Below are 21,939 nucleotides of genomic sequence, written 5' to 3' on the forward strand. Positions count from 1 at the left end.
AGGCGTTTTAGATCACGCGTGAGAACTGTTGCTGACGCGCTTTTTTACGATAGTAAAGATCGAAGCACATACAGATATTGCGGATCAATAAACGGCCAGTAGGGCTGATAGTGATCTGTCTGTCGACGATTTCAACTAACTTATCATCGATAAATGTCTGCATTAACTTAAGATCTTCCGCGAAATAGGTTTCGAAGTTAATCCCCAGTTTCTCATCAATTTTCGCCATATCCAGTTCGAAGTGGCAAATCAGCTGTTTAATCACTACACGGCGGATTTCATCGTCACGGTTTAGGCTGCAACCTTTCCACAAAGCATGGCCTTCCTTATCTATGGCCTCATAGTAAGGGCGGATATCTTTCTGGTTTTGCGCATAGCAATCGCCAATCTGACTGATGGACGATACGCCAAGACCTAACAAATCACATTCTTCTTGGGTTGTATAACCTTGGAAGTTGCGGTGCAGTCTGCCTTCGCGCTGTAACTTGGCTAACTCGTCATCGGGTTTAGCAAAGTGGTCCATACCGATATATTGGTAGCCTGCGCCAGTTAAGGTCTCGATAGTTTGGTGCAGCATTTCGAGTTTTTGTTTTGGCGAAGGTAAATGCTCGTCTTTGATCTTACGTTGAGCGGCAAAGCGCGCAGGTAAGTGAGCATAGTTAAATACCGACAGACGGTCAGGCGATAAATCTAAAACGCGCTGCATAGTAACGGCAAAGGTTTCTGGCGTTTGGTGTGGCAAACCATAGATTAAATCTATGTTGGTTGACACAAAACCCATGGCTTTCGCTTTAGCCATTAAGTCGAAGATAAATTGCTCATCTTGTTCGCGATTAACGGCAATTTGCACTTCTTTATTGAAATCTTGTACACCGATGGAGATCCGGTTAAAGCCCGCTTCTTTCAACGTGTCGAGCATTGACAGCTCAATCTCGCGAGGATCGACTTCAATTGAGTACTCGCCTTCTTCCGCAAAGTTAAAGTTGGCTTTAATCAATGACGTAAGTTTAAGAATCTGCTCTGGATTTAAGAACGTGGGTGTACCGCCGCCCCAATGCATTTGGGTCACACTGTAATGTTTGAACAGGGGCGCACGTTTAATAATTTCTTGGCTTAAATATTCAATGTATTGATCGGCTTTGTGTTGGTGGCGGGTGATGACTTTATTACAGCCGCAGTAATAACAAAGCTTGGCGCAGAACGGGATATGAATATACAGCGACAGTTTATCGCTTTTGCTATTTTCAATGGCCGTCAGCAGATTTTGTTCGGTGAATGTATCATCGAACTCTAATGCCGTTGGGTAAGAGGTATAACGGGGACCGCTGTAGTTATATTTTTCGATCATCGACTGATCCCAGCTAATCTGAGTGGGCTGCTTCAAGGCGTGTCCTCCGTGGGTAAATTAGCAACAAGCGAAGTATGCAAGGTTCTTAAGTAAATAACCTTGATCTAGGTTGTAAAAATGACGTCTGTCTTTTTAGAAGTTACGCAATATCTATCAAAAAAGTACGCTTGTCTGTCGATATTTGGCGGTTTTGTGCGCAGGCTCACGGGAGTAAGGAGGGTAAGATTGTTGTGGGTTTTATCGAGATAACCTCAAAACCACAATATAAGTGGTCTTGAGGTATAGCAATGGGCTGGTTTAATGCATCGCTTTGGCTTGGTAATCCGACAGTTTTTTCGCATCATCACTGATGCCTTGTTCTAATGCGGCTTCAGACTTCATTCTGATCAAGTCTAACTTCATTCTTTCTTGCTTAGGCAAGGCTTGACGAGCATCCATGATGGGATGATTTTTAATTAACTCAAAGTGTTTGAATAATGAAGGGTAATCGGGAGCCACACGCTCACTTAATGACAGGATTTCAAATAATCGCCCAATCCTGACCACGCCTTCAGAGATCTCACAGCGGTCTTCAATCATGGCTGTGGCGATATAGCGGATATCATCTAAAACTTGGGCACGTTTTGCGTTCGCAGTCACTTCACGCTCGGCTTGTTCAGCCTGCTGACGCTTTTTTTGTTGCTTGAGTTTTAGGATTAAGAAGGTGGCGTAGCTACTTAGCGCTACTATGATGATAAAACCGAGAATAATGATAGTCGTAGACACAAAGACTCCTTATATGAATGGCATAAGGAGCCACAGCTAAAAACTGAGTTCCCTATGCCTTAGCACTGAGAGGTTAGAACTTGTCTTGATAATCTTTTAGTAAGTCAGCGCCTGATTCGAACTTGTCGAATAACTCATCGTCAGACAAAGACTTAGCAGGTGATGAAGGTGTGTCATCATCCATATCGTCGCTAATGCCCAGTTTAATCATCAGAGCTTCAATCTTATTTAGCTGTTGATCTAACCACTTTTGGTCAACCTCGTTGAGGTCGCGGCCTTCTTCAAGCATATCTAACAGCTGATTTAGTCTTGGATCTTCTTCCAATTTCAGCAATTTTTGCTCGTCAGTCAGCTTAGCTTGTTTAACTTTTGGCTGAGCGGCTTTATCTGTTACCACTGCCGCAGGAATCGCTAAAGCCACAGGCTTTTTACTGCCATGACGCGGGTCTTTTTTCTTAGCGGCCTGCTGTTGCGGCGCTTGCGCTAAAATTAAGCTTTCGTTATGACGACTACCTGATTTATTGCCAGAATCTTTACGTTTGCCAGTCGCTACAGCGCGATCTTGCTTCTTCACTCTTGGCTGTAACTTAGGGCTGTTCTCGCCGCCCTTGCGTGTTTTCTTGCTACGAGACATGGTCTTCTCAATTATTTACAACGTATGGCCTTGCAGACTAAGGGTGAGCTTGTCTACAAGGTGCGAAATTAGGCCGAGTATTATACCAGATTATGATGTTTTTTGCATCAAAACGAGGTCCTTTGCGGCAAATAATAGTTCAAAATCGCTATTGTTTGCGAGGTACTCGAAGGTTTGTCGCTGATAAAAGCTCACATGGGTGAGGTTGTTCTTATAATGCCACTTAGCAAAACCATCTAATTCAGTCAGTAATGGTGTGCTTATCGCTAACCAACCACCAGAATGCAGTAGCCGAGAGAGCAAAGTCCACTCTTTTATAGGGTTTTGAAAATGCTCAAATACCCGATAACAGCAGATAAAATCATACTCTAGCTTTAACACGTCATGATTAGGGGCAAAAAAGGGATCATATTGATTTAACTTGTGGCCCGCATTTTCTATGGTCGTCAGGCTCTCATCATCGAGTATGCGGCCAAAATTCAATCCTAATAAACTGCCCGCTTGTTGCTGCTCTAATTGCGCTAACAGCGGCAAAATAAATTGCGATAACTGTTTTTGCTTCGACGCTATGCGTGAACGACCGTATCTTTGCTTCTCTGCCGCGGGGGGTAAATGGCTATTCGCATCCGCAAAGGTTAACTCACATGTCTTGCAAACATAAAAACTCCGCTTTTTATCTTGATGAAGGAGTCGTGTCTGACTGTTATGACAAAGAGGGCATCTGGGCATTGAGTCTGCTGAAGTGGTTATTAAGGCTTTGATTGTACCAATTATATTGGTTGAGTGCACATTTTAGACACTAATGGGGTGTTACAAAAGAAAAAAGGCGGCAGTTAAACTGCCGCCTTACAAAGGGTGCTTTAGCACCTTATCCTGATTCCAAGTATCCATACTTGCTATGCGACTTTCCCGGTCGGTATCCTTCTTTTTTTTACTGCTTTCCCTGCATTATTTTTGTTAATGGTCTTCCAGACACTTTATTTTTTTCTGTCGCCATCCTGACTACAGTTTCCGTAGATGGTCTCGCGACACATCTTTTAAAGCATCGTCATCATTGACGTCGAGTTAACCATCCATGTTACTTAAGTACCTTCCTGTGATAACAAGCATCCAGCCAGTGCATCCTAAGCTTATCGCTTCCTTTGCTACAGTTTACATCATGTAAACTATGTCCTGATGGGGCAAGTTACCCTTAGTGTAAGGTGTTTTGCTAGAAGCAAATTGGCGTTATCGGCCATCCCTTACAAAATTGTGCTGACCTGGATTTCAAGTGGAAATCACGACTCTTGTTATTATTAGAGAGTGGTCTTAAGTATATTATTGTTATTGAGTATCTTTATTCTTATATCTTGAATGTTAATTATACCGAAACCTGTAAGTTATTATTAATCTTTTTGTACAAACAGATGGGTTTATCTCGGTACGGGGCTTATTAAACCGAAATCTGTGATCTATGTCAAGCACGAATCTTAGCAGTTTACGTCCACGTCAACTTTGTGGTGTAAAAAAGGGTGACAATACACCCTTCTTTTCACTCGCGAAGATTACTTCAGGCTAGAAAGATACTTTGATAGCGCGTCGATATCGCTATCATTTAGTTTTTTAGCCACATCTTGCATCATGCCATTCAAGTCATTATGGCGGCCCGCTTCACGGAATTTTGTCAGCTGGATCTTGATGTAGTTTGCGTGTTGGCCTGCCAGCGTTGGAAAACCTGCAAGCTCAGCGCCTTTACCATCTGGGCCATGACATGCCATACAAGCGGTAATGCCACGAGAAACATCACCACCTTTGTAAAGTTTAGCACCTAACTCAGGAACATCTTTTGCTTCAGCCACTTGGATTGCTTGGCTAGAAAAATATGCGCTAATGTCGAGAATATCCTGATCGCTTAGAGGCATTGCCATGCCACTCATGATAGGATCCATACGACCATCTTTACCACCAGTTTGTGCTGCGCTACGGAAATCATGTAGTTGCTTTTGGAGGTAAGTGGCGTGTTGGCCCGCAATTTTGGGGTACATATCGATCATACTGTTACCGTCCATACCGTGACAGGCCGAACAGACAATGATTTTCGTTTTTCCCGCTTCAGCATTACCTTCAGCAATCGCAGGTGAAGATATGGCGGCAATTACAACAGACAGCGCAAGAGCTAGCTTTTTCATGGCGTTCCAACTTCTGGTTAAATTATTATCCTGAGCTTACTAGGGTGACCCGCAAGCGTGGTAAAATATGATTAATGTGATCGGAGTAATATTTTACACGAAAACGTGGGAAAGTAAGTAATTCTTCATAAATTATGGTATTGCGTAGAAAAATTTCGGAGTAAATAGTGACTGAATCTCGTATAGATTTTCGTAGGGCAAAGTTTTTAATCAGTGCACCTGACATTGCACATTTGGATCAATATCTGCCCGGCGATGTTGGAGTTGAGATTGCATTTGCTGGCCGCTCTAATGCTGGAAAGTCTAGTGCACTCAATGCATTAACTGAGCAAAAAAGTTTAGCAAGAACCAGTAAAACACCGGGCCGTACTCAACTAATTAACGTATTTGAGTTAGATGCTCAGCGTCGTTTAGTTGACTTGCCTGGTTATGGCTTTGCGCAAGTCCCACTTGCGTTGAAAAATAAATGGCAGCAAGCATTGGGTGAATATTTGCAAAAACGCGCTTGTTTAAGTGGCGTGGTTGTCTTGATGGATATTCGTCATCCATTAAAAGATCTCGATATGCAGATGATTGAATGGGCAGTTGCTAGTGAAATTCCTGTATTAGCTTTGCTAACGAAATCAGACAAATTAGCCCAAAGTGCTAAGATGAAAACCGTAAATGAAGTGCGTCTCGCACTAAGTGAGTTTGGCGACTGGGTGCAAGTTGAACCCTTCTCATCACTTAAAGGAACCGGTAAGCCTAAAGTGTTGGCAATTCTTAATGAATGGTGTCATCCACAGTGGTTGACTGATGAGTTAGATGCAGCGAATAACGCTGAATAATATCGCCTGTTTTGGTGTACATGGTAGAATTTGACTGTGTATACCTCCTCTTTGTTTTTACTGCAATTTTTTCTCTTTTGTTCAGTCTCATTCCCATCGGTTATTCGTTAATCTCAGGCAAAAAAATAGCCGATGATATTATCATCGGCCAAAAATATTAGCTCTTTTGGGGAGAAGCTAAATTCAACAAGACTCAAGCACCATCAAATTAGCTTCAATGGTTCTCAATGAAACTAGCATACAGCCAATCCATCCCTTATTAAAGCAAATACTCTAAAATTTACTTAAAGTCTGAAAAAAGAGCAAAAAAAAGCCTCAGCAAACAAGTTGCTGAGGCGCCAGAATTTGGCTCATCACTATAAGTGAAATAAAGGTCTGAAAGATAGAACATCTTAACCTCTGTACCCTACGCAGAGAATATTACTCTATTTATCTTTAAATGGAAAACAGTTTTTTCAAAAAAGAGGTAATTATGTGCGCTTGATCTCAGGTTGTGAGTGAAAAAGCATCTCAAATTGATCCTAAAATTTCAGTGAAAATGGTTAATTGGCTGATTTAAAGAGAAAACTCGAAATTTATATACAAAAGTGATCAATATTTGAGATTTGATTTTTTACTCTAATCCTGACCTAAGATTTTGGTGTACGCGTGAGAGAACAACCGTTATGGCATTCTTGAGCATATATGGCTGACTTGAATGCAGTTTCAATTCGAGTAAATCACACCTTTTAATATCCATCTGCTGTGGCAGTGTATCGATGAACTCTACTGCCAAATGTATCAGGTAAAGATTGTTTGGCTGTGAGTGAATCATTTTCTGCCGATGAAGTTTGTCTAACTTAACGAGCTAATTTGTATTGTGAAAGGGTTATTTATGCTGAGTGATGAAAAGGACTCTGTATTGATGTTCTTAGAGGCGATTAAGACGGGAGAGAGCTAATCTGAGCTCAAAATATTGAAGTCAGATTAGCTTTATTTTCAGTTAAATCATATTGATAGTGTTCTTCTGGATATTACTGAGATTAGTGGGCTTCATCCCAGTTATCACCAATGCCTGCTTCGGCAAGCAGTTCAACATCGAGATTAGCTGCTTGCGCCATCAAGGTGCAGATTGTCTTTTTAAGTGCCTCTGCTTTATCCGCATCGACTTCAAACACTAATTCATCGTGAACCTGCATGATCATAGTGATTTCGCCTTGGGTTTCTGTTTTGATCCACTGGGCAATATTGATCATGGCCTTTTTGATGATGTCAGCAGCCGTACCTTGCATTGGCGCGTTAATCGCAGCACGTTCAGCACCTTGGCGGCGCATCGCATTACGATCACGGATTTCGGGCAAGTAGAGGCGACGACCAAACAGAGTCGACACATAACCTAAGTCAGCAGCACCCGCGCGCGTTTCTTCCATATAACGTAATACGCCAGGATAACGGGCAAAGTAGGTATCGATATAGGTTTGTGCTTCATGGCGTGGGATATCAAGCTGACGCGCCAAACCAAAGGCTGACATGCCATAAATTAAGCCGAAGTTAACCGCTTTGGCACGGCGGCGTTGTTCTGTGGTTACTTCATCAAAGTCGGTACCAAATACTTCTGCAGCAGTGGCTCTATGAATGTCTTTGCCCTCGGCGAAGGCTTTGAGTAAGCCAGCATCTTGGGATAAATGGGCCATGATCCGTAGTTCGATTTGCGAGTAGTCGGCGGCCAAAATTTTACGGCCTGCTGGGGCGATAAAGGCTTGGCGAATACGGCGACCTTCTTCGGTGCGAATCGGAATATTTTGCAGGTTAGGTTCGCTTGACGATAAGCGACCTGTTGCCGCATTAGCTTGATGATAGCTAGTGTGTACGCGACCCGTTTTGGCGTTGACCATCAGTGGCAGCTTATCGGTGTAAGTGCTCTTTAACTTAGATAGACTTCGATGTTCGAGGATCACCTTTGGCAGTGGGAAATCTAAGGCTAATTCGACTAATACTTCTTCCGCGGTCGATGGCGCACCCTTTGGGGTCTTTTTGGTGATCGGATAACCTAGCTTTTCATAAAACAATACTTGCAGCTGCTTAGGTGAACCAAGATTGAATTTTTCACCGGCAATGTCGTAGGCTTTTTCTTCTAAGGTATCGATTTTACGCGCCAGTTCATCGCTCTGTTGGCCGAGTAACATGCTGTCGATTAAGACCCCTTGACGTTCAATGTCCGACAACACTTGGATTAGCGGTAATTCGACTTCGGTAAACATGGCGGCAAGTTCGGCTTCTTTCTCGAGTCTTGGCCATAAATGTTGGTGTAAACGCAGTGTGATGTCAGCATCTTCTGCTGCATAAGGTGCAGCCGTCTCTAGCGGGATTTGGTTGAAGGTCAGTTGTTTTGCACCTTTGCCAGCAATTTCTTCAAAACTGATATTTTTATGGCCTAAATACTTGAGTGCTAAACCATCCATATCATGGCGCGAAGCCACTGAGTTGAAAACATAGGATTCGAGCATAGTGTCGAAAGCGACGCCCTGTAGTTTGATCCCTGCATTGGCTAAGATACTGATGTCGTACTTAAGATTTTGACCGACTTTCTTAAGTTTTGGATCCTCAAGCAGCGGACGCAGTTTTTCTAACGCGACCGTTTTATCGATTTGAGTCGGTGCACCAACGTAATCGTGGGTCAAAGGAAGATAAGCGGCTTTTCCTGTCTCAACGGCGAAGGAAATCCCGACTAATTCGGCCACCATGTAATCTAAGCTGGTGGTCTCAGTATCGACTGCCATTAAGTCGGCTTGTTTAAGCTTAGCAATCCAAGTGTCTAATTCGGCTTCGGTGAGAATGCAGTCGTACTGTGTTTCAATCGCTTCGACTGGAGATGAGTATTCTTGTGTTTCTGTGGATGCCGCATCAATTGAGGTATTTGCCGTCATTTTATTATCTAAGACTTCAGCTAACCAACGTTTAAACTCCATCTCGCCGTAGCATTTGATCAGTTCATCTTTGTCTGCTGGCATGAGAGTGAGTTCGTGCCAATCTTGCTCAAGTTCGACATCGGTTTTGATGGTGGCGAGTTCGTAAGAAAGCTTGAGCATGTCGGCATTTTCAATGATTTTTGCCGCCATGGTTTTAGAACCTCTAAAGCCGAGCTCGGCGACTTTTTCGGGTTCAGCTAATAAGTTACTCACACTGCCGGCTCCCGTGAGCATAGCGAGCGCCGTTTTCTCTCCCACGCCGGGTAAGCCTGGAATATTGTCAGCCTTGTCGCCCATCAGTGCGAGTAAATCTATGATACGGTCTGGACCGACACCAAATTTGGTGACGACTTCTTCTGGGCCCATTATGGTGTCTGTCATGGTGTTGATGAGCGTAACGTTCTCATCCACTAACTGGGCCATGTCTTTATCGCCTGTGCTGATAAGCACGGCACGGTTTTCTAAGCTGGCTTGGCGGGCAATAGTTCCAATCACGTCATCGGCTTCGACGCCGGAAATTGAAATCAGTGGTAAACCCAGTGCGCGAATAATGCGATGCAAGGGTTCGATTTGCGAACGTAGATCATCAGGCATAGGTGGGCGCTGTGCTTTGTATTCGCTGTACATGTCATTGCGGAAGGTTTTTCCCTTGGCATCGAACACGACTGCTATATGGCTTGGCTGATAACGGGTCAACAAGCTGCGTAACATATTCACTACGCCATAAACGGCACCCGTTGCTTCGCCCTTTGAGTTTGTTAGGTGAGGAGGCGCATAATAAGCGCGATACAAATAAGAAGATCCATCCACAAGCACAAGTGGGTTTTTAGCGACGGTTGGCATAGGTATTTTTCGTTTATCGATGACTTAGATGGCGCTAAGCATGCCACAGAAGCACTATTTCAGCCATGGCAAAATGACTCTCAGCCTGTGGATAAGTCTGTGAGTGAAAAAGTCAACTGAGAATAATGGCGATGATTACGGCTTAGTGCGATTTTTTTAAGTTGTTGTTTTTTATGTTTATAAAAGATTTGTGTGAGTTCAATACTGTTTCTTAAAAAATCTTCCCAATTTGTGGATTTTTTATTGACTCCGTAAAATACATCTAAGGATTGGCTTAATTTTCGGCACTCGTCAGATTCGACGAATTAAGTTAGCACGATTTTTAATCAGATCAACTAGTTTGTTTATGGTTTGTTAAAACTTAATGACATAAGAAGGATATTTTTAATGAAAAAAGTCGCAGTGTTACTGAGTGGATGTGGTGTTTTCGATGGAACTGAGATACATGAATCGGTTTTAACGCTTTTATGCTTATCCCGATCAGGGGCTCACTACCAGTGTTTTGCACCAGATATCAAACAGATGCATGTGGTAGATCATCTCACTGGTGAGGTCGATGCTGCTGCAAGTCGTAACGTGCTGGTGGAGTCGGCACGTATCGCCCGTGGCGAAGTCAAAGCGACCACAGAATTAGATATCGCCGAATTTGATGCCTTGATCATTCCCGGTGGCTTTGGTGCGGCGAAAAATCTGTGTAACTTTGCGACGAATGGCAGTGAGTGTGAATTGGAACCGCTGGTGACTGATTTTATCAATGAGTTCATTCTGGCGAAAAAGCCCGTTGGTTTTATCTGTATTGCTCCTATGATGATCCCGCGTTTATATCCCCAGGGAGTAAAAGGCACTATCGGTAATGATAGCGATACTGTTGCAGCGTTTAATTTGATGGGCGGTGAGCATCAGGTTGCGACAGTACATGAGATAGTCGTGGATGAAGCGAATCGCATTGTCAGCACTCCCGCTTATATGTTGGCTGGTAATATTGCTGAAGCGCATTCAGGCATCGAGAAGCTAGTCGTTAAGCTACTAGAAATGACTGATCTGAGTTAGTTTGAGCGGTTTGCAGAGGGGTGAAGCGAGTTATTGAACCAAGATAAATTTTAGGATTTATCTTGGTTCACTATATTAGATTGAGTTATTAGATTGAGCTCGAGGATTTGCGGCTATCAAATAAACCTTGGGCTAAACCTATGAGTAAGCCGCCAATGTGGGCGCCGTTAGCAACCGAAACCCCTAGAATATCTGTGAATCCCAATGCCAACCATATCATCATAAAGCCCATATATGATGGTGGGAAATCTATTCCTGCTGCGGGTTTACGTATACCCATGATCCAAGTGTAACCCACCACTGCATACACAACGCCGGACAGCCCGCCAAAGTTAGGTCCACCGACATAATATTGGATAACGTTTGGCAGTGTTCCTGCGACAAACAGCAGGATGAGTAATGGTGCAGTACCAATACGGGTTTCGATTTTACCGCCTAAATACCACCACCAGAGCAAATTAAAGATGACGTGCATGGCGGAAAAATGCAGCAGGCTCGGTGTAAAAACACGCCAGAACTGGCTGAACTCTGAATGAGGTACTGCCCCAAAATAGGACAGTGCTTTGTAGGTTTGGTTGGCGAATCCTAAGTTCATCGCTGCAAAAATGAGTACGCAAGCCGCAAATATGATCAGCGTGACTGGGCCTGCGCCAGTAATAAATTGGGTGAACAACTGCAGCGAAGGGGCACCATAATCGAGTTTGGTTTGGGTATCGCCGTGTTCCCATGAGGCTTGCAGATATTTATTGTCGTAAGGGTGAGCAATAAAGTGGGCAAACTCTTTGCGTGCTTGCTCCACATCTTTGTCATGGATAACCAGAATGGCAACACCCTGAACCAGCGGCTCAATTTGGCAGTCAATGTCTTCCCCTTTGAGGTAATCGACAAATGCCTGCGCGGCTCTGCTGTTGGGGAGTCTGCCAATTTCTATCATGCATTCGCCTCATGCCAAGCGCTATAGCCGCCGTCTAGGCTGTAAACGTCATCAAAACCTTGTTCGCATAAATATTGCGCCGCATTTTGGCTGCTCATGCCGTGATAACAAACCACCACCAGTGGGCTATCCATATCGGCTTGGCTAATAAATTGCGCTAGGTTTTCGTTATTCAGGTTAGTTGCACCTGCAATATGGCCGTTGGTGAAGCTATTGCCATCGCGGATATCGACGATTTGCACTGGCTGTGCTTCGGTCATTTGCAGCAATTGATTAACGCTTAAGTGTTTAAAGGAAGACATAATAAAACCTGACAAAGCTAAGAGATGGAAATCAAGATGGGATAAGTGTGCAACAAGGGGCTGCGAGTGTACAGCCCCTATCTAGGTAATGCTCTGGAGGATTAATCCCAGCTGAGGATTACTTTACCTGATTGGCCCGAGCCCATAGCGTCGAAACCTTGTTGGAAATCGTCAATCTTGAAGTGGTGAGTGATGATAGGTGAAATATCTAAGCCTGATTGGATAAGACTGGCCATCTTGTACCAAGTTTCGAACATTTCACGGCCGTAGATGCCTTTGATGACCAAACCTTTGAAGATCACTTTGCTCCAGTCGATGGCCATTTCACCACTAGGAATACCGAGCATAGCGACTTTGCCGCCGTGGTTCATGGTATCTAACATGGCGTGGAAGGCTGAGGGTACGCCAGACATTTCTAATCCAACGTCGAAACCTTCGGTCATGCCCAGTTCTTTCATCACGTCTTTTAGGTTTTCTTTTGACACGTTCACAGCGCGCGTGGCGCCCATTTTACGGGCCAGTTCTAAGCGGTATTCGTTGACGTCGGTGATCACCACATGGCGAGCACCTACGTGACGACATACTGCTGCCGCCATTATGCCGATGGGACCTGCGCCGGTGATCAACACGTCTTCACCGACTAAATCGAAGGATAATGCTGTGTGCACAGCGTTACCAAAGGGGTCAAAGATTGAGGCTAAATCATCGCTGATATCATCAGGGATTTTAAAGGCGTTAAAGGCGGGGATAACTAAGTATTCTGCAAATGAACCTTCACGATTGACACCCACGCCAGAGGTGTTACGGCATAAATGGGTGCGGCCTGCGCGGCAGTTACGGCAGTGGCCACAGGTAATATGACCTTCGCCAGACACGCGGTCTCCAATCTTAAAACCACGAACTTCTTGGCCTATATCAACCACTTCGCCTACATATTCATGACCAACAACCATAGGGACTGGAATGGTTTTTTGTGACCATTCGTCCCAGTTGTAGATGTGCATGTCGGTGCCACAAATCGCAGTTTTTTTAATTTTGATCAGCAGATCGTTGTGGCCCATCACTGGCTTAGGCGCATCGACTAACCAAATACCTTTTTCGGCTTTTAACTTGCTTAGTGCTTTCATTGTCTTAAGTCCTAAATAATGCCCATTTCTTTGGCAATACGGGTAAAGGCGGTGATCGCTTTGTCGAGTTGCTCACGGGTATGTGCCGCTGACATTTGCGTACGGATACGGGCTTGTCCCTTAGGAACGACTGGGAACGAGAAGCCAATAACATAAATATGTTCTGCTAATAAGCGGTTAGCAAAGTCGCCCGCCAGTTTCGCATCACCAATCATCACTGGGATAATCGCGTGGTCGGCGCCGCCCAAAGTAAAGCCTGCTGCTGACATTTGCTCACGGAAATAACGGCTGTTTTCCCATACGGCTTCGCGCAGGGCTTGGCCTGATTTGAGCATTTCTAACACATGGATAGATGCAGTCACGATTGACGGCGCTAATGAGTTAGAGAACAGGTAAGGACGTGAACGCTGGCGTAACCAGTCGATGACTTCTTTTTTACCCGAAGTGAAACCGCCCGATGCGCCGCCTAAGGCTTTGCCTAAGGTGCCGGTGATGATGTCCACTCTGTCCATCACATTGCAATATTCGTGGGTTCCACGGCCGTTTGCGCCAATAAAGCCTACCGCGTGAGAGTCATCGACCATCACCAGTGCGCTGTATTTATCGGCTAAATCACATACGCCTTGCAGGTTAGCAATCACGCCGTCCATCGAGAATACGCCATCGGTGGCGATCAAGATATTACGGGCGCCCGCTTCTTTCGCGGCGATCAACTGAGTTTCTAAATCGGCCATATCGTTGTTGGCATAACGGAAACGCTTTGCTTTACATAAACGTACACCGTCGATGATAGAAGCATGGTTTAACGCATCAGAAATGATGGCGTCTTCTGCATCTAACAAGGTTTCGAATAGACCTGCGTTCGCATCAAAACATGAAGAGTAAAGAATGGTGTCTTCAGTGCCGAGGAATTCGCTCAGGCTAGCTTCTAGCTTTTTATGTATGTCTTGGGTACCGCAAATAAAACGTACTGATGCCATACCAAAGCCGTGGCTGTCTAAGCCCTGTTGGGCGGCTTTGATTAGCTCTGGGTGATTCGCTAGGCCTAGGTAATTATTCGCGCAAAAGTTAACAACTTCTTGGTGATTAACTTGAATGGCAGTTTGTTGCGGTGAGGCAATAACACGCTCGCTTTTATATAAGCCTTCGGCTTTGATGTCTGCAAGCTGTTGATTAATCTGTGCGTAGAATGAGGTAGAGGCCACCTGATATCTCCTTAGTTAACTTTATTCTGATTTTGGGAGTGGCGGCATTCTAACTCTAAACCTAATCGGCCTACAGCCTTTTTTTCATGCAGGTTCGCAAGATAAACTAGTTTAGGGCTAAAGTGGTTTTTACATTATAAAAACTAATGTGCAACATAAGTTTGCCACTGTTTGACTGAGTATTCTTTTAAGCGTTGTAGAGCGAAAACGGGTTCGCACTCAGTACTATAATTGCTTTGAGTTTAGTTCCGAATGCGAGTTCCCAACATAGGCGTTTGGGATGATGTTATAGGGATTCTTGACTCGCTAGCGCGTGGTAATGTTGCTCTAGGCGAGTAAAAGTCGCAACGGAAGTCGGGGTTGCATAGGCTTTGAAAATCATCAGCACCCTTAAAACGCCTTCATAAAGTGTCGCTTTAGTAATGGTGGACGTGCTGGATTGTGTGAGTTGATAACCAATCCAAAAGCTGACGATCATCTTAATGGTATCCGCCAGTGGCGTGATTTTGTCAGCATCGACACACAGAAATCCGTCTTGTGTGAGTTTATGCAGCACATGGCTTGAACGCGTTAAGACTTGCTGCTGTGCGTGCAAATAGCGTTTTTTTAGTTCTTCATCGCGAGCGAGAATATCCGCAAGATTGGCGTACATGAAGCGGAATTGCCACAAGGTATAGAACATAGCATCGAAGTAGCCGATTAACAGTTCTACATCCACTTGCTTATCTTCATAGGGTTGGAAACCCGATTCGAGATGATTCTCATAGAGACTGAAAATACAGCGGATAATGTCTTCTTTATTGCGAAAATGGTAATAAAGATTCCCGGGACTCATATTTAAGTGAGCGGCAATGTGATTGGTGGTGATGTTTCTTTCGCCATGCTCGTTGAACAGTTCAAGACTGGCATAGATTATTTTGTCGCGGGTTTTCATAAGTTATCCAAATTGCTAGTGAACGCCACATAATTGATCAAAGAAAGCTAACCAACGACCGCCGAACTGCTGGTAAATTATCCCTAATTTGGTGCATATGCTAACATTGCCGCTATTCATCAGGCAAAACTCATAAGCACGTTTTTAATGAATCGTTTTCTCTATTCCACGATCTTATATTTATTATCCCCTTTGCTAATCGTCTATTTAGCATTTCGTGCTATTAAAAGCCCTGATTACCGCGGTCGTTGGGGGGAACGTTTTGGATTAACCCGACTTAAATCGACGGATGTACTGGTCCATTCTGTGTCTATGGGTGAAACGCTTGCGGCAATCCCATTGATCCGTTTGATTATGCAATCACACCCTGAGTTAAGCATTACGGTTACCACAACCAGCCCAACAGGGTCTGCCGAAGTGCGTAAAGCCTTTGGTGACTCAGTGCAGCATTGTTATTTACCCTTTGACTTACCTTGGTGTGTGCGGCGTTTCTTGCGCCAAGTCTCACCTAAATCTTGCATCATTATGGAAACCGAACTGTGGCCTAACTTGGTTGCCTTAGCGGCCAAGCGAGGTGTGCGCTTGATGTTGGCCAATGCACGTCTGTCGGCCAAGTCGGCGGCGCAATATGCTAAGCGCCCTAAACTCAGTCGACCTATGTTGCAACGACTCGATGTTATTGCGGTGCAGACTCGAGTGGAAGCGCAGCGTTTTATCGAGTTAGGTGTATCGCAGGACAGAGTAACAGTATGCGGTAGCTTGAAGTTTGATCTCAGTATTACGCCCGAGCGTTTAGCCAATGCCAAGCTGTTGCGTCAGACTTGGGGGCGTGAAACCTCGCCGATTTGGGTCGCTGGCAGTGTGCATCCTGGAGAATTTGACGCCATGCTCACCGCCCATAGGCAATTATTGGCTCAGTGGCCTGATGCCTTGCTGATTATTGCACCGCGTCATCCTGAGCAGTTTTCTGCCGTTGCTGAGTTTGTTGCCAGCCAAGGTTTTGAATCTGTTCGCCGCAGCGGTAATCTTCCTGTGACGGCCACGACTCAAGTGCTGGTAGGCGATACCATGGGTGAACTTCTGACCTTTTATGGCGCCGCGGATCAAGCTTTTGTCGGTGGTACGCTGATCACTAACGGTGGTCATAATCCCTTGGAGCCTGTTGCTATGGGCGTACCTGTTATGGTGGGGCCGAACCATTGGGACTTTGCCCAAATTACGCAGATGTTGGCGGATGCTGGTGGGTTAAGGGTTGTCACTTCGGCGGATGAACTGGCGGCTAACTTGATTGCCTATTTTGCGAAATCTGAGTTACGCCTTCAGGCGGCAAACGCGGGATTGGCTGTGGTTGAGGCAAATCGCGGTGCCTTGCAACGACAATTTCTTCTCGCGCAATCTTTAATAACCGCTTAATTCAACAAGATAATTTGTTTAGTGGATCAGGCGCTTTGCATCGTCGCTTGATAGCCCAGCAGCAGTGATGACCAGTTATCAGCGGTGAAGGCAAGGTTTGGTAGCTTGGCTTGTTCTTTATTAAAGGAACGTAACAGTCTGTCTAGATTCGATTTCTGCCATTGCGGGCTCGGTGTTTTTAACTCACCACGGTCGAAATCGATAAGATAAAACCGCTCTGGCGTTAAGGGTTCAGTTTGTGCGGGCTGGAACAGAATATTCTTGGCATTGAGGTCGGCGTGGTACACACCACGCTGGTGGAATTGGGCGATAGTTGCTCCCAATGCTTGCCATTGCTCAGTACTCATGACCCCTTTGCCGAGTTTAGCGACTAAATCCTCGGCGCCTTCGACCCGTTCGATAATGATATCGGCGCGGTAAAATAATCCATCACGCACTATGTTGGCGGCAATCGGTTTAGGTACAGCAAAATCTTCGCGATACAAAATGTCTAATAAGCGTAACTCACCCATGGCGCGGGTATTTTCGAGGCCAGTATAAACGTAAGCATCTTTGCTGAATTTCTCCATTAAGCCGCCACGCCAATAATGACGCAATACCCAATGACTGTGCTCAAAAGCCACAAACCAAGTGGTGTAGCGGCCTTTGGATGAGCCGACGACAGCATTTTTAGCCCGCCAAAAATCCACCGAGAACCACGCGGGATCGATATCTGTTGGCGTATCTTGGCAAACTGCCATGTGACCTTGGGCGGTTTTTATGAGCTGTATCTGAGCATTCATCGGAGATTTGTTGACTTAAGCGTGGCACCTAGGGCCATTCTACATTAAGATCCTTAGCTTGCGCCAAATAACCTTAAGAGCTTTTAGCTTCAATCCCAATGAGTTTAAATCCCAATACCATGAATTCCCTTTGTTTGCTGCGCTTATCCGCTATCGGTGACGTCTGTCATGCCGTGGCTATGGTGCAGGCGATTCAGCGGCAATACCCCGAGCTCAAAATCACATGGGTGATCGGTAAACTCGAATATCAATTGTTGAAGTATTTACCCGGCATTGAGTTTGTTATTTTCGATAAATCTCAAGGATGGCGCAGCTATTTTAATTTGCGTAAGGCCTTAAAAGGCCGACGTTTTGACGTGCTGCTGCATATGCAGGTTGCGCTACGTGCTACCTTGGCTTCATTAGCCATTTCGGCAAAGGTGCGCATAGGCTTCGATCGTGCCCGCGCCAAAGAAGGTCAGTGGCTAGTGACAAATCACAGGGTGGAGCCCTTGGCCAAGCCCCATGTGCTCGAAGGATTTATGGGATTCGCTAAGGCGATTGGCGTTAACGATCTCACTCCTCAATGGCATATTCCTGTGCCAATTGCGGATACTGAATTTGCCCAGACGCAGATTAAAGACAATGAAAAAGTCTTTATCATTTGCGCTGCAGCCAGTAAGGCAGAACGTAACTGGTTACCAGAGCGTTATGCCGCCGTTGCGAGCCATGCGATTGCGAAAGGGTTTAGAGTCATGCTGTGCGGTGGTCCAACGCAGCTTGAGAAGGATTTAGCAGAGCAAATCTTGCAGGCGTGTCCCTCTAAAATCGATAATTTAGTGGGCAAAACCAGTCTGACTCAATTATTGGCCCTGCTAAAACGCGCAAGCTTAGTGTTAGCTCCGGATACGGGCCCTGCGCATATGGCGGTTACCCAAGGTACCCCAGTCATTGGTTTATATGCCCATTCCAATCCTGGGCGCACAGGTCCTTACCTATCGCAGCAATATGTGGTGAGTGCCTATGATAAGGCCATGAGATCGCAACATAGTGGACAAATTAAGTGGGGAACTCGCGCCAAAGGCGAGCATTTGATGGCTTTGATCGGTGTTGAAGCCGTGATTGAGAAGTTTGAGTTAGTGGTTCAGCAGACACTCAGTTAAGGCTTGTTAGTATCGTGCATTCTTGTTCAGCACTCTTGAAATATCGCTGCATTAGCGGTGGGTATTCAGAATATCATTTAGGAGATAAATCATGCGGATAGCCATTGCCATTGACAGTTTAGCGGGTGGCGGAGCCGAAAAGGTCATGATTACCTTAGCCAAGCAATTTATTCGCTTAGGGCATGAGCCGCATTTTTTAGTCATGGAAGATAATCGCTATTATGAAATCCCAGATGACTTACCCATTCATCAATGTTTTGCCCCTAAGGATAAAGATTTCGACCATTTTGGGCGATTGAATGCTTCGGTTAACAAACTCAGCGCAAAAATCGCGGAAATTGAATCTCAAGTGGGCAAGTTTGATTTGTTTTTATCAAACTTAGATAAAACCAATTTGATGATGACCAAAACCGGTGTTTCACCGCTTTATGTCATAGTCCATTCTTCTGTAGAAGAAGAGTTGAGCCGCCAATTTAAACTGGGACCGTTTGCTTATTTCAAGAAGCTAAAATCCAAAAAAGCGCTCAATGGCCAGCATTTGATTACTGTCTCAAATGGCATTGCAAAGGAGATTAAAGATAAAGGTCGTTTGCATCCAGCATCTATGCAAACTATCTATAATCCATTTGAATTTAACGAAATCACATCTCAATCACAGCAAGATAATCCGCAAATCCCTCAGGGAGATTATCTTATTCATGTCGGTCGCTTTGCTAAGCAAAAGCGCCATGATGTGTTGTTTGAAGCCCTCAAGCTCACGCAAAATCAACTTCCTGTCGTGCTCTTGTGTCATAACCACAAAAAAGCGATAAAAGCAGCGAAAAAGTTTGGTATTGAAAAGCGATTAATTATTCCCGGTTTTCAAAGTAATCCTTTTCCATGGATTAAGCAGGCTAAGGCATTAGTGCTCAGCTCTGATTTTGAAGGTTTACCGACAGTCTTGATTGAATCTTTAGCTTGTGGGACTCCTGTTGTGAGCACTGATTGCCCACATGGACCCAGTGAAATTTTAACGGGGAATTTAGTGCCTTATCTCGTGCCGCGTCGTGATCCCAAAGCGTTAGCTAAAATGATAGACGAGGTTGTTAGCTTGCCGCCATCCCTCGAGCAGGTTGAGATTTTGGCCAAAGTCGATGCGACCTTAATTGCCGAACAATATTTAGCATTGGCAAAATAATTTATTCGTTTGTGTTTTAGGAGCATGCTTGTGGAAGAAGCCAAACAAGCCAAACAAGCCAAAAGACGTTATTTATTTTACATAGCGCAAAACTATTCCTATGCGATGTTAAGGCCACTTCAACAAGTCATTTTGGAAAGAGGTGATGAGGTTAGCTGGTTCTTAGAGGGAAATGAGGTCGATCCTAAGTTTTTAAAAACCGATGAACTGCGCTTGCAGAGCATCGATGCTGTGAAAGCGTGGAAACCAGATGCGGTATTCGTCCCTGGGAACGTTGTCCCTCGTTTTATTCCTGGGGTTAAAGTGGGCGTATTCCATGGATTTAATGCGGGTAAAATGAATCATAAGGGCCGAGAAGATCACTTCGAAATCAGAGATTGTTTTGATTTGTATTGTACCCAAGGCCCTGCGACGACTCTGCCCTTTCTGAAACTAGAGAAAAAGTTTGGTACTTTTACTGTCGTTGAAACGGGATGGCCTGCGCTCGACCCCCTATTTCTTGAGAATAAAGATAATCCCTATATCAAAGCTGATGACCCAAGGCCAGTAGTACTCTTTTGCTCAACATTTTCCCCAAGTTTGACCTGCGCACCTGTGGTATTTGAGCAGATTAAAGCCCTGTCGCAAAAGAGCCAATGGCGCTGGCTCGTGCAATTTCATCCAAAGATGAACCCTAAGATTGTTGAGCAGTACAAGGCTTTAGAAAACGAGAATTTACAGTTTGTTGAAACTGATAATGTGATCCCTTTGTTGCAGGCGGGGGATGTGATGTTGTGTGACACTTCATCGATTCTGTTGATGTTTTTAATGCAGCGAAAACCAGTGGTGACCTTTAAAAATCAGTCACCGAAAGATCATTTAATCGATATCAGTCGGGTTGAGGATATTGAATCTGCATTAACGCGAGCACTGAGTCGTCCTGATGATTTGATGGCGCACATCCATGATTATTGCAATCAAATTCACCCTACGGGCGATGGTCAATCTAGCCAGCGAGTTTTAGCCGCAACAGATGCTTTGATTGATAAAGGCACAGATTGGCTAAAACCTAAACCATTGAACTTGTTGCGCCATTTTAAGATGCGGCGCAAGCTAGGTTATTGGAAGTTGTTTTAGCTAGTTGTCGTTACTTATGGGCCGATATTGAAATATCGGCCCATTTTGTTAGCCTTGCAGTTTCGTTTCTTCAACCAGTTTAAAGATGATTTCTTGCATATTTTTCTGGAAATCTTCAATACTGTGGTTTGCTTTGATGTAGTCAACTGCCTTAACCGCGAGTTCTTGTCTTAGTTGTTCGTTTTCCATCAGATGGCGTATACCATCGACAAATAAATCGACTTTATCAAAACCATCTCCGAGCACTGTACCTGTAAATACGCCAAATTGACTCGTCAGCTCGTCGGGGTCACGGCAACTGACGAGAAGGGTGCCATAAGATAACGCTTCTAAGAAAGAAATTGGTAGAGCTTCGTGAATTGAAGTGTTGACTAAAATTTTAGCATCTTTGATTAGCTGGTTTTTTCGATCGCCTTCTACATGCCCTACAAAATGTAGGTTGGGAATATTTAGGTAGTCATTCATGATGGACTGATTTTTCTTTGACTGCCTAAATGACTGACCTAACATGAAAAATTCATATTCAGGCATCAGTTTAGCTATCTCGCAAAATAACCAACCACGTTTGACTGACTCAATTCGTCCCAGAAAGATAATGTGATTTTTCTTCGGGTGTGCTTCTACATCGAAATTATGATCGATCTCGATAGGATTGGGTAAATATTTGATTTCTGTTTTATCATCGAGATTGTAGAGATCTCTGGCTTTACGATCTAAAAAGCGTGCCTGAGAAATAAATGAGACTTTCCCTGCCGCCCAAAGGTCATGAACAAACTGATAAATATTACTGTCCCAATAACTTTTCTCAGGGAAAAGTTTTACGGTATTAATTTCATCCCATTCATAATCAGGTCTTGGATCTTGAACCCAAAAGAGGAGTTTTTTATCAATATTGGGGATAGTTTTTAGAATACGATATGAGTGGGTTGTCATTTCTATTGACAGAAATATATCGTAATTCTTCTTTTTCAGAAACCTAATATTAAGGAAATCCATAAACTTAGCCGCTAAGCGGTAAACTTTAATGCCATCTATCATATAGCGACGAGGTATTAATCTTTGCTTGCTGCAGTCTTTTTTTATCAGCACTTCTACTTCAATATTTTCGTTGGGTAAGTGTTTGGCGATTAAGTGGCGTGCTAGAAAACCGTATCCACCATACACTGTTCCTGTACCACCAAAGTACTCATCAACTAATAAAGCCACTTTAAGCTTACTCATTAC

Annotated in this window: 19 protein-coding genes; 6 read left to right on the forward strand and 13 right to left on the reverse strand. The window is 44.4% G+C overall.

Annotation, left to right across the window (positions count from 1 at the left end; all coding sequences use genetic code 11):
- Positions 1–7: 7 nt before the first annotated feature.
- The 5 genes from hemN to HUB64_RS21145 all read right to left on the reverse strand — a co-directional run bounded on the left by hemN (position 8) and on the right by HUB64_RS21145 (position 4,915).
- Positions 8–1,384 carry an oxygen-independent coproporphyrinogen III oxidase gene (hemN, locus tag HUB64_RS21125; RefSeq protein ID WP_173497794.1) on the reverse strand — a complete coding sequence of 459 codons (1,377 nt, stop codon included), beginning with the start codon at positions 1,382–1,384 and terminating at the stop codon, positions 8–10.
- A gap of 261 nt (positions 1,385–1,645) precedes the next feature.
- A complete protein-coding gene (locus tag HUB64_RS21130) occupies positions 1,646–2,113 on the reverse strand; it encodes a DUF2489 domain-containing protein (protein WP_113940148.1) in 468 nt (155 codons plus the stop codon).
- A gap of 73 nt (positions 2,114–2,186) precedes the next feature.
- The gene (gene yihI / locus HUB64_RS21135) at positions 2,187–2,747 is read right to left on the reverse strand and encodes a Der GTPase-activating protein YihI (protein WP_105250763.1); all 561 of its coding nucleotides are present in this window, start codon (positions 2,745–2,747) and stop codon (positions 2,187–2,189) included.
- Between the two features lie 90 nt (positions 2,748–2,837).
- Complete coding sequence (locus HUB64_RS21140) at positions 2,838–3,476, reverse strand: class I SAM-dependent methyltransferase (RefSeq protein ID WP_105250762.1); 639 nt, start codon at positions 3,474–3,476, stop codon at positions 2,838–2,840.
- Between the two features lie 815 nt (positions 3,477–4,291).
- Entirely contained in the window at positions 4,292–4,915 is a 624-nt protein-coding gene (locus tag HUB64_RS21145) for a cytochrome c (RefSeq protein ID WP_105250761.1), read from the reverse strand.
- A gap of 167 nt (positions 4,916–5,082) precedes the next feature.
- Here HUB64_RS21145 and yihA point away from each other — a divergent pair, with 167 nt between their 5' ends.
- A complete protein-coding gene (yihA, locus tag HUB64_RS21150) occupies positions 5,083–5,742 on the forward strand; it encodes a ribosome biogenesis GTP-binding protein YihA/YsxC (RefSeq protein WP_006079362.1) in 660 nt (219 codons plus the stop codon).
- A gap of 1,022 nt (positions 5,743–6,764) precedes the next feature.
- On the opposite strand, the gene polA is transcribed toward yihA, so the two are convergent.
- Positions 6,765–9,533 (reverse strand): DNA polymerase I, encoded by a 2,769-nt coding sequence (polA, locus tag HUB64_RS21155; RefSeq protein ID WP_173497795.1) that lies wholly within the window; start codon positions 9,531–9,533, stop codon positions 6,765–6,767.
- 387 nt (positions 9,534–9,920) lie between these two features.
- On the opposite strand from polA, the gene elbB reads away from it, so the two are divergent.
- Positions 9,921–10,583, forward strand: a complete 663-nt coding sequence (elbB, locus tag HUB64_RS21160) for an isoprenoid biosynthesis glyoxalase ElbB (RefSeq protein ID WP_173497796.1) — start codon at positions 9,921–9,923, stop codon at positions 10,581–10,583.
- An 88-nt stretch (positions 10,584–10,671) separates the two neighbouring features.
- Here elbB and glpG read toward each other — a convergent pair whose 3' ends face one another.
- The 5 genes from glpG to HUB64_RS21185 form a co-directional block, all read right to left on the reverse strand.
- Positions 10,672–11,517 (reverse strand): rhomboid family intramembrane serine protease GlpG, encoded by an 846-nt coding sequence (gene glpG, locus HUB64_RS21165; protein ID WP_173497797.1) that lies wholly within the window; start codon positions 11,515–11,517, stop codon positions 10,672–10,674.
- Positions 11,514–11,819, reverse strand: a complete 306-nt coding sequence (gene glpE / locus HUB64_RS21170; RefSeq protein ID WP_006084745.1) for a thiosulfate sulfurtransferase GlpE — start codon at positions 11,817–11,819, stop codon at positions 11,514–11,516. Before glpE ends, glpG begins: the two co-directional genes overlap by 4 nt.
- Positions 11,820–11,920: 101 nt before the next feature.
- Entirely contained in the window at positions 11,921–12,946 is a 1,026-nt protein-coding gene (gene tdh, locus HUB64_RS21175; protein ID WP_012090660.1) for an L-threonine 3-dehydrogenase, read from the reverse strand.
- 11 nt (positions 12,947–12,957) lie between these two features.
- Entirely contained in the window at positions 12,958–14,151 is a 1,194-nt protein-coding gene (locus tag HUB64_RS21180) for a glycine C-acetyltransferase (protein WP_168826108.1), read from the reverse strand.
- 286 nt (positions 14,152–14,437) lie between these two features.
- Positions 14,438–15,085 (reverse strand): TetR/AcrR family transcriptional regulator, encoded by a 648-nt coding sequence (locus HUB64_RS21185; protein WP_113940155.1) that lies wholly within the window; start codon positions 15,083–15,085, stop codon positions 14,438–14,440.
- Positions 15,086–15,232: 147 nt separating this feature from the next.
- On the opposite strand from HUB64_RS21185, the gene waaA reads away from it, so the two are divergent.
- Positions 15,233–16,498 (forward strand): lipid IV(A) 3-deoxy-D-manno-octulosonic acid transferase, encoded by a 1,266-nt coding sequence (gene waaA, locus HUB64_RS21190; protein WP_173497798.1) that lies wholly within the window; start codon positions 15,233–15,235, stop codon positions 16,496–16,498.
- 26 nt (positions 16,499–16,524) lie between these two features.
- Here the strand turns inward: waaA and HUB64_RS21195 are convergent, their stop codons facing one another.
- Positions 16,525–17,280 (reverse strand): 3-deoxy-D-manno-octulosonic acid kinase, encoded by a 756-nt coding sequence (locus HUB64_RS21195; protein WP_173497799.1) that lies wholly within the window; start codon positions 17,278–17,280, stop codon positions 16,525–16,527.
- A gap of 98 nt (positions 17,281–17,378) precedes the next feature.
- Here HUB64_RS21195 and HUB64_RS21200 point away from each other — a divergent pair, with 98 nt between their 5' ends.
- The 3 genes from HUB64_RS21200 to HUB64_RS21210 all read left to right on the forward strand — a co-directional run bounded on the left by HUB64_RS21200 (position 17,379) and on the right by HUB64_RS21210 (position 20,715).
- A complete protein-coding gene (locus tag HUB64_RS21200) occupies positions 17,379–18,422 on the forward strand; it encodes a glycosyltransferase family 9 protein (RefSeq protein WP_173497800.1) in 1,044 nt (347 codons plus the stop codon).
- A gap of 91 nt (positions 18,423–18,513) precedes the next feature.
- Positions 18,514–19,599, forward strand: coding sequence for a glycosyltransferase (locus tag HUB64_RS21205; protein ID WP_173497801.1), 1,086 nt, complete (start codon positions 18,514–18,516; stop codon positions 19,597–19,599).
- 24 nt (positions 19,600–19,623) lie between these two features.
- Positions 19,624–20,715, forward strand: coding sequence for a CDP-glycerol glycerophosphotransferase family protein (locus HUB64_RS21210; protein ID WP_173497802.1), 1,092 nt, complete (start codon positions 19,624–19,626; stop codon positions 20,713–20,715).
- 48 nt (positions 20,716–20,763) lie between these two features.
- On the opposite strand, the gene HUB64_RS21215 is transcribed toward HUB64_RS21210, so the two are convergent.
- Entirely contained in the window at positions 20,764–21,936 is a 1,173-nt protein-coding gene (locus HUB64_RS21215) for a glycosyltransferase family 4 protein (RefSeq protein ID WP_173497803.1), read from the reverse strand.
- Positions 21,937–21,939 lie beyond the last annotated feature (3 nt).

Origin of the sequence: Shewanella sp. ISTPL2 (genome assembly GCF_013283205.1) — a bacterium.
In the GTDB taxonomy this organism is placed as follows: Bacteria; Pseudomonadota; Gammaproteobacteria; order Enterobacterales; family Shewanellaceae; genus Shewanella; species Shewanella oncorhynchi.